A 9512-nucleotide genomic window follows, 5' to 3' on the forward strand; every position below is an offset into this window, starting at 1 on the left:
GGGCCGACGCGCCCGGCCCTAGTGCTGGTGCGGCCGGTTGCGGATGAGGGTGAGCGCGAGCACGGCGGCGACGAGGAAGACGACGCCGTTGATCCGCAGCCCGGCCTGGACTCCGGAGGTCAGCGCCTCCGCGATCGCCGCCCGCACCGGGTCGGGTAGTGGCTGGTCGCCGTTGGTCCCGGAGGCCACCGCCGCCCGCACGGCGCTCCGGGTGGGTTCGTCGACCTGGTGTGCGGCGAGCCGGCCCGGCAGGTCGGCCACCATCGTGGTGGTGAGCAGCGTGCCGAGCAGGGACGAGCCGAGCACCGAGCCGACCTGGCGCGCCGCGTTGACCGCGCCGGAGGCCATCCCGGCCTGGGCGGGCGCGACGCTGGCCAGGGCCGCCGCGGTCGCCGGGGCCACCACCAGCGCGCTGGCCCCGCCGAACAACGCGAACAACGCCCAGCGGTGACCGAACGACGTGTCCGGCCCCTGGTTCGCCAGCGCGAAGCTGGCCACCGCACCGAGGACCAGGCCGAGGGTCAGTGGCGCCTTGAATCCGGTACGACGGATCGCCCGCCCGGCGCCGAAGGCGACCAGCACGTAAACACCGAAGAGCACGAGCATCCGCCAGCCGGTGTCCAGCGGGCTGAGCGCCTGGGCACGCTCGTGGAAGAGGACCAGCAGGATCGCCACGCCGGTGAAACCGAACAGCGACACCGCACCGACGACCATGACAGCGCTGAACGACGCGGACCGGAACAGCCGTACGTCGAGCATCGGCGCGCTGGTCCGCAGCTCGACCAGCACGAACGCGACAAGTGCGACGACCGCGACGACCCAGGCCGTCGACACCAGGGGGCTGGTGTAGCCGACCTTGCCGCCCTGGATCAGCGCGTAGACGGCGGCCGCGATCGCGACGGTGCCCAGCAGCAGGCCGGGCACGTCGAGCCGGGCGGCGCTCGGCCGGGACTCAGCCACTCCGACGACGGCGACGACGAGGGTGACCAGGCCCAGCGCGATCGTCGACAGGTAGACGCTGTGCCACTGGTAGTGCTGCAGCAGGGCACCGGCGATCAGCGGGCCGATCGCGAGCCCGATGCCAGACGCCGCCGACCACGCGGTGATGACCTCGGTCCGGCGGTGCGGGTCGGTGAAGGTCGCACCGAGGATCGCCAGGCTGTTCGGCAGGATCAGGGCGCCACCAAGGCCGGCGACCAACTGCCCGGCGATCACCCAGCCGACGGTCGGAGCGCTGGCCACGACGGCCGCGCCGACGATCATCGCGACGACCCCGGCGGCGAACATTCGCCTGCGCCCGTACCGGCTGCCCAGGGTGGCCGCGGAGAGCACGACGCTCGCCACCATCAGGGTGTAGGCGCTGGGGATCCAGACCAGCGTGGTCGGGTCTACCCGCAGGTCCCGCTGGATCGTGGTCAGCGCGGAGACCGTCGCGGTGATCTGCAGGAACGTGATCATCGCGCCCAGGCACATGGCGATCAGGGTCACCGCGCGGGAGCCGCGCAGAGATGAGCGGGCGGTAGCTGCCGGCCCGGGTGCTGCCGCGCCGGGTGGGATCGGGGTTGCGGTGCTGGTGGTCACTGAAGATCCTTCAGGCTGATGGGCTGGCTTGCGTATGCTGAAGTCAGCGCGACCCAGTGAAGCACCTGGCTAGCCCTAACGCAAGTCAGGTACGCTGGACGGCATGAAGGACCTACGAGACGATCGCGATTCCTGGACGAGCGAGAACTGCTCGGTGGCCCGGGCGATGGACATCGTGGGCAGCAGGTCGACGGTCCTGATCATGCGCGAGGCCCTGCTCGGCACGCGCCGCTTCGACGACTTCGTCCGCCGGGTCGGCGTCGGCGAGCCCGCCATGGCCGCCCGACTCAAGGAAATGGTCGCCGCCGACCTGCTCGAACGAATCCCCTACCGCGAGCCCGGGCAGCGCACCCGCCACGAGTACCAACTCACCAGCAAGGGCCGCGCCCTCCTGCCGGTCATCACCGCACTGCGCAACTGGGGCGACACCTGGGCCGCCACCGACAGCGGCCCGTCGGTCATCGCCACCCACCACGACTGCGGCGAACCGATCCGCGCGGTGCTCCGCTGCGCCGCCGGCCACGACATCGCGGACGGCGACATCGACATCACCGCCGGCCCTGGTCTCGTCCGGCGCGACTGACACGCGGGTCACGGCCGAACCGGCGCCGTCGCTCAGGGACCATGGGCGGGACCGGTGTCGCCTCCGGGACCATGGGCGGGACCGGCGTCGCCGCGACACCCGGTCGCGCGCCTGTCAGCCGCAGCAGCCCGGCCAGCCCGCCGTCGGTCGCTGCCCAGCCAATCGATCATGATGACTGAAATTGTCGTACACCTGTTCTAGTGTCGGGTCATGGTCGAGGAGTTGGCGCAGGCAGACGACGCGGTCGCCGCGTGCGTGGACGCCGCCGCCTGGGCCCTTTCCGAGCAGGATTTGATCGCCGCGCTCGACGCCGCGCACCGCTTGGAGCAACGTCTCGCCGCCGTGAAGCTGGCCCTGATCCGTGAGCTCGACGGCCGGGGCACGCCCCACGCGCAGGGTGCCTCCTCCACCACGGTGTGGCTGCGCGAGCGACTGCGACTCACCATCACGGTCGCCCGCCGCCTCGTCGACCTCGCCACCGCACTCGACACCGGCAACCCCGGGGTACGACAAGCGCTCACCGACGGACGCGTCACCCTCGACCAGGCCCGGGTCATCGCCGACACGGTCGACACCGTGCACACCACCGCCGGTGCAGAGGCCGGCGACAAGGCGGTTGGTGTGCTGGTCGGCTGGGCCGGGCAGTTCGACCCCACTCTGCTGCGCAAGCTCGGCACCCGCATCCTCGACCACGTCGCCCCCGACCTCGCCGACGCCGCCGCCCACGCCGCCCTCGACGCCGACGCCCGCCGCGCCACCCGCGACCGCCACGTCACCCTCTCCGAACAGACCGACGGCCGCCTGCGACTCACCGCCACCCTCGACACCGAAACCGCCGGCCTCCTGCGCGCCGCCATCGACCCCCTCAGTGCACCCTCCGGCCCCGACGACTCCCGTTCCGCCGGACAACGCCGCCACGACGCCCTCGCCGACATCTGCCGCCTCGCCCTGCGCACCGGCGACCTGCCCGAACACGGCGGCGACCCCGCCCACATCGTCGTCACCACCAGCTACGACGAGTTGACCCGGCAGCTGTCTCGCGGTGCGCTCGACACCGGCGCGCACCTCACCCCCGACACCGTGCGACGCCTCGCCTGCGACGCCACCATCCTGCCCGCCGTCCTCGACAGCACCGGCCAAGTCCTCGACCTCGGCCGACAACGCCGCCTCATCACCGGCCCCCTCCGACGCGCCCTCGTCCTACGCGACCACGGCTGCGCCTTCCCCGGCTGCGACCGCCCACCCCGCTGGTGCCACGCCCACCACATCCACCACTGGGCCGACGGCGGCACCACCAACCTCGACAATGCCGTCCTGCTCTGCGGCCACCACCACCGCCACATCCACCACAGCGACTGGACCGTGCGACTCGCCGCCGACGGCCACCCCGAATTCACCCCACCCGCCTGGCTCGACCCCGAACAACTCCCCCGCCGCAACCACTACCACCGACGAACATAAGAGCGGCCGACTGACCGACCCTCCAAGCCGAACAACCATCGGCACGTGCTCCGGGCCAGAGGAGACGTGCTGTGGTGGCAAGGAACACGCGCTCGGTCCACGGCAGCGATGATGCGCCACCCGCTGGTTCAGGGTGCCGCCAGCCGCCAGGCGCGGACCAGTGTTGGCACGTCGGGGCGCCTGTCGCGTCGCTCGTTCCACGGTCCGGCGCTGGTCACTGTTGCCTCGCCAAGTCTGTGGTGGACTTCGGCACGGGCAACCGACCAAATGGCACAGATCACCCAAGTCGACGTTCCTAAATGACGCGCAAAGTACCCGTTGTGTTACGAGCTTGTTTCCAAGATGACGGCCAGGTTACGAGTGCTTCTCGATGATCGGTGCCGATCCTAGGTTTCGGCCACCGTCATCAGTCGTGGCGGCCGGCACCGAACGTGGAGGCAACGACGTGCCACAACCGAACACCCATCGGACCGGACGGGCCAGGCACGGGGTCAGCATGCTGGCCGCCGTGGCGCTGACCGCGGCCGGCCTGACCAGCCTGCCCGCCAGCGCCACCGCCGCGCCGGCAAGCAGTGGACCGACCGCCCGCTACCTCGTCCAGCTCGCCGAGGAGCCACTCGCCACCTACACCGGCGGGGTTCCCGGGATCGCCGCCACCAAGCCGGTCGACGGGGCGAAGCTGAACCGTACGTCCGGGAACGCCAACGCGTACCGGGACCACCTGCGCCAGCAGCGCAAGTCGGTGCTGGACCGGGTCGGCGTGCCCGCCGAGCGCACCCGCGTCACCATGGAGACCGCGTTCAACGGCTTCGCCGCCGACCTGACCGGGCCGCAGGCCGCCCGGCTGCGCGCCACCAAGGGTGTCCGCGCGGTGTACGAGAGCCAGAAGGTGCACGCCGCCACCGCACACACCCCCGACTACCTGGGCCTGACCGGCAAGGGCGGGGTGTGGGACAAGGAGTTCGGCGGCGACCCCCACGCGGGTGAGGGCGTGATCATCGGGGTCATCGACAGCGGCTACTGGCCGGAGAGCGCGAGCTTCGCCCCGCTGCCCAGCCCGCGCCCCGACCAGGCCGTCATCGACGCCAAGTGGAAGGGCACCTGCGACGTTGGCGTCGAAGCACCGGTGACCTGCAACAACAAGGTGATCGGGGCACGCTGGTACAACGACAGTGGCATCGCCGACGCGTTCCCGGACGACTACTCCTCGCCGCGCGACCGCAACGGCCACGGCACCCACACCGCCAGCACCGCCGCCGGCATCCACGGCGTGCGGGCGACGTCGGGCAACCAGGACCTGGGCATGATCTCCGGCATGGCGCCGGCCGCGCGATTGGCGATCTACAAGGCGCTGTACGACAACGGTGCGGGCGGAGCGACCGGCACCGACATCGACATCGTGCACGCCATCGACGACGCGGTCGCGGACGGCGTCGACGTGATCAACTACTCGATCGGTGACGACACCGAGCGCTTCGGTGCCGTCGACGCGACGTTCTTCAACGCGGCCGCCGCCGGGGTCTTCGTCGCCGCCGCCGCCGGCAACTCCGGCCCGTTCGCCAACACCGTCGACAACTCGACGCCGTGGCTGACCACTGTGGCCGCGAGCACCACCGACCGGCAGAACACCCGCACGCTCACCCTCGGCGACGGCACCACCATCGCCGGTGTGGGCATGGGCGAGACCGGCGTCGGGCCGGCCCGCCTGGTCTTCGCGAAGGACAGCGCGGTCGACCCGGACGGCGCCTACGGTGCCGGCCTCTGCGCCGACGACACGTTGGACCCGGCCAAGGTCAAGGGCGCGATCGTGCTCTGCCTGCGCGGCGAGATCCCGCGTACCGACAAGAGCATCGAGGTGGCGCGGGCCGGCGGGGTCGGCATGGTGCTGTACAACGAAGAGCTGAACTCCCTGAACGCCGACGTGCAGGCCGTGCCGACAGTGCACATCAACGAGGTCGACCTGGCCACTGTCACCGCGTACGTCGGCAAGGGCAACGCCACGGCGACCATCTCGCCGAGCAAGCTGGAGACGGTCGAGGCTCCCGCCGTCGCCGCGTTCTCCTCGGCGGGCCCGTCGAACCTGAACGCCGGTGAGCTGCTCAAGCCGGACATCAGCGCGCCCGGTCAGGACATCATCGCCGCGTTCTCCCCGTCCATCGGCGGCAACGACTTCGCCCTGGAGTCGGGCACCTCGATGGCCGCGCCGCACATCGCCGGCATCGCCGCGCTGCTGCTGGCCAAGAACCCCGACTGGTCGCCGGCGGCGGTCCGCTCGGCGCTGATGACCAGCGCGGTGGACACCACCGACAAGGGCAACCCCATCAAGATCGGCACGTACGACGCCACTCCCATGAACTACGGCGCCGGTCAGGTGAAGCCGGGCAGCGCCTTCGACCCGGGCCTGGTCTACGACTCCAACCAGCAGGACTGGATCAAGTACCTGTGCGGGGTGTCCGCCGACCGGGGCAGCGACTACGGGCTCGCCGACCTGGACGGCTGCGACACGATCGGTGCGATCGACACCGCCCAGCTCAACTACCCGTCGATCTCGCTGGGCCGGATGGTCGGCAAGCAGAGCGTGACCCGTACGGTCACCAACGTCAGCGACAAGACCAGCACCTACACCTCGTCGGTGCAGGCCCCGCCGGGCTACAAGGTCACTGTCACCCCGAAGAAGATGCAGATCCGTCCGGGCCAGAGCGCCCGCTTCACCGTCGAGGTCACCAATTCCGGCGGCGCGTTCGACACCTGGGCCGACGGCTCGCTGACCTGGCGCGACCAGTTCAAGCACGCGGTACGCAGCCCGCTGGTCGTGCACAACTCCGGGCTGGTCGCCCCCGACGCCATCACCGGCACGGGCAGCTCCGGCAGCGTCCGGATCGCCGCCGAGGCCGGCTACAAGGGTCAGCTGATCTCCCAGCTGACCGGCCTGACCTCGGGTACCAGCACCACAGTGACCCTGAAGGGCGACGGGCCGAGCTGGGACTGGAGCACGTCGAACAACCTGCCGGTGCCGCTGCCCGCGTCGATCAGCCGGACCACCCTGCACGTACCGGCCGGCACCCGCAGCCCGGAGATCCACGTGACGTCGGCACGGCCCACCTGCTCCCACATCGACTGGGAGGACGAGGAGGGCGTGATGGAGTGCACCGAGTTCAGCCTCAACGTCTACGACAAGTCCGGGAAGTTCGTCACCGCCACTGCCAGCACCCGGATCGGCGCGAAGGTCGCCCTGCCCGACGGTGCCGGTGACTACATCGTGGTCGTCGAGCAGGAGTTCACCGAGAACATCAAGGACGAGGCCAACGCGTACACCATCACCAGCTACCTGCCGGGCGCGCCGGGCACCTCCACCGGCCGGGTCACCATCGACCCGAAGCAGCGCAGCGTGCAGCCGGGCGCGACGGCGAACCTGACACTGCGTTGGTCCGGGCTCGCCCCGGGGCAGCGTTACGTCGGGGTGTTGGAGTTCCGCAACGGTGACGGCTCGCTGAAGGTCGTGCCGGTCACCGTCCAGTCCTGACCCCGCTCCCCCGACCCGGCGGATCGGCGTGTGACTCAGGTCACCGCCGGTCCGCCGGATGACCGGCGGGAACCGCAGAGATGATCTGCTCGCCCCACGGTGATCGACGGCGGCGAGAACAAGACCCGGGGCGGCGGGAGCCCAACTCCCGTCCGCCCCGAACGTCTGCGCGGGCCCGTCGAATTCGTCGGCCGAACGGCGGAACTGGCCCAGTTACGCCGGCTCGTCGCCACCCCACCCTGCCTGATCCTGCTCGAAGGTGAGCCCGGAATCGGCAAGAGTCGGCTCGTCGCCGAGCTGCTCGCCGAACTCCCCGGGCGGCACCTCGTCGGCGAGTGCGACGACGTGCCCGAACCCTTCCCGCTCGGCGTGCTGCTGGACGCGATCCGGGGCTGCACCGAGCGACCTGGTCCACTCAGCCCGGTGGCCGGCGCCCTCGCGCCACTACTGCCCGAACTCGCCGACGTCCTGCCGGACGCGCCGCCCCCGTTGACCGACCCGGCGGCCGAGCGTCATCGCCTGTTCCGCGCCGTCGCGGCGGTGCTCGCCGCGCTGAGCCCCGCCACCCTCCTGCTCGAGGATCTGCACTGGGCGGACCCGGCGACCTGCGAACTCCTCGCGTACCTGAGCACCCACCCGGTGGACGGGCTGGCCGTGCTGCTGACCGCGCGGACGGCGACGCCGGGGAGCAGCACACCGATCCACGACGCCCTGGCGCGGACTCCCCCGTGGAGCGTCACGCGCGTCGCGCTCAGCCCGCTGGACGCCGATGACGTACGCCGGCTGGCGGCGCGCACCCTGCGGCTCGACGACCCGCCGCAGCAACTGACCGCCGCCCTGCTCGACCGCACCGCCGGTATCCCGTTCGTGGTCGAGGAGGTGCTGCGTACGCTCGCCGAGCGGGGCGGCGACCCGTTGGCCGACGACAGTGTCCCGTTCGTCCTCCGTGACGTGCTGCTCTGGCGGCTGCGCCCGCTCGACGAGGCCACCCGGGAGGTGCTCGGCGCGGCGGCCGTGCTGGGCATGACGCCCGATCAGCGCATCCTCGCCGCGGTGCTCGGCCTGGACCGGGTGGCGATCGGCGCGGCGTTGACCGCCGCACACCGGGCGGGCCTGCTGCACGACGCCGGGGACGGCCTGCGGTTCCGCCACGACCTGGCCCGACAGGTGGTCTACGACCTGGTGCCCCGGGAGAGCCGGGAGTGGCTGCACCTGCGGGTCGCGCGGGTGTTGGAGCAGGAACTGCCGAGACCGGTGGCCCAGCTGGCGCACCACTACCGTCGGGCCGGCAGCGGGGCCGACTTCGTCCGCAACGCCGAGGCGGCCGCCGACCTGGCCACCGAACGCGGCGACGACGCGACCGCCGCCAGCTTCCTGCTCCAGACGATGGACATCGCCGAGCTTCCCCGACCGGTACGGGTTCGACTCGCCGCCAAGCTGGGCCGGTCGGCCATCGACGGGCTCAGCCAGGCCGAGGCGATCCCGGTGCTGGAACGGCTGCTCGCCGACCGACGGCTGCCACCGGGCGCCCGAGGGGAGCTGGGCCTGGTGCTGGGTCGGATGCTGCGCCAGCAGGGCGAGGCGCTGCGCGGGTACACCGAGATCGAGCGTGCGGTGCCGTACCTGCGCGCGCCGCGCCGCAAGGCCCCGGCGCTCGCGGTGCTGGCGGCCCCCGACACCGTCGTGGGCCGGCACGTCGACGACCACCTGGCCCGTTGTACGGAGGCGGAGACCGCAGCGGCGGCCAGCGGGGATCCCGGGTCACACCTCGCGGTCCGCATCGCCCGGGCCTCGCTGCTGCTGGAGTTGGGCGACCCGGCGGCCTGGGCGATCATCACGGAGCTGCGGGCGTCCGCGGAGTTGGCCGATCGGCCGCGCGAACACGCCCGCGCCTGCCTGAACTGGGCGCAGGGCGCGCTGCACGCCGGTCATCCCGAGCAGGCCGAAGCGTTGCTGGCGGCCGGCCGGGCGCTGGTCGACGAGACCGGGTACGAGCGGCTGACGTCCCTGGTGGAGGCAACCCAGTTGTCACTGGACCGAGCCACCGGCCGGCTGGACGGTCTCGTCGAGCGGCTCCGTCGGCTGGTCGCCAGCGCCGAGCGGATGCCGGTCACCCTGCTGGACGCGCGGGCCGAACTGGCCACCGTGCTGGCGCTCACCGCCACCGCGAACGGCGGCACCGCGAACGCCGGCAGCGCCGCCGGCCTGGGCGACAGGACCGGCGGGCTGGACGAGGTGGAGGTGGCCGAACGGGCGCTGCGGGAGGTGGTGGTCGACGCCCGCCGAGTCGGTGCGATCTGGCCGCTGGTGCAGACGCTGTCGGCGCTGGCCCGACTGACAGTGACCAGGCAGCCGGACGAGGCC

Annotated in this window: 5 protein-coding genes; 4 read left to right on the plus strand and 1 reads right to left on the minus strand. The window is 71.9% G+C overall.

Going from position 1 to position 9512, the window contains the following annotated elements; all coding sequences use genetic code 11:
• Positions 1 to 18: 18 nt before the first annotated feature.
• On the minus strand, positions 19 to 1581 hold the full coding sequence (locus KBX53_RS00345) for an MFS transporter (RefSeq protein ID WP_210857407.1): 1563 nt from the start codon (positions 1579 to 1581) through the stop codon (positions 19 to 21).
• 103 nt (positions 1582 to 1684) lie between these two features.
• Between KBX53_RS00345 and KBX53_RS00350 the strand changes: the two genes are divergently transcribed.
• From KBX53_RS00350 to KBX53_RS36950, 4 genes are all read left to right on the plus strand, one after another.
• A complete protein-coding gene (locus tag KBX53_RS00350) occupies positions 1685 to 2164 on the plus strand; it encodes a helix-turn-helix domain-containing protein (RefSeq protein ID WP_210857408.1) in 480 nt (159 codons plus the stop codon).
• A gap of 210 nt (positions 2165 to 2374) precedes the next feature.
• Entirely contained in the window at positions 2375 to 3625 is a 1251-nt protein-coding gene (locus tag KBX53_RS00355; protein ID WP_030329451.1) for an HNH endonuclease signature motif containing protein, read from the plus strand.
• A 496-nt stretch (positions 3626 to 4121) separates the two neighbouring features.
• A complete protein-coding gene (locus tag KBX53_RS00360; protein WP_210857409.1) occupies positions 4122 to 7148 on the plus strand; it encodes a S8 family serine peptidase in 3027 nt (1008 codons plus the stop codon).
• A gap of 99 nt (positions 7149 to 7247) precedes the next feature.
• The coding region (locus KBX53_RS36950) for an AAA family ATPase (RefSeq protein ID WP_210857410.1) at positions 7248 to 9512 on the plus strand (2265 nt) is incomplete at its 3' end.

Origin of the sequence: Micromonospora sp. M51, assembly GCF_018070305.1 — a bacterium.
GTDB classification, from domain to species: Bacteria; Actinomycetota; Actinomycetes; order Mycobacteriales; family Micromonosporaceae; genus Micromonospora; species Micromonospora parva.

Bases quoted from the DNA above. Each gene is read 5' to 3' on its own strand.
- KBX53_RS00350 (WP_210857408.1), top strand. From the start codon at position 1,685: ATGAAGGACCTACGAGACGATCGCGATTCCTGGACGAGCGAGAACTGC.
- KBX53_RS00360 (WP_210857409.1), top strand. From the start codon at position 4,122: ATGCTGGCCGCCGTGGCGCTGACCGCGGCCGGCCTGACCAGCCTGCCC.
- KBX53_RS00355 (WP_030329451.1), top strand. From the start codon at position 2,375: ATGGTCGAGGAGTTGGCGCAGGCAGACGACGCGGTCGCCGCGTGCGTG.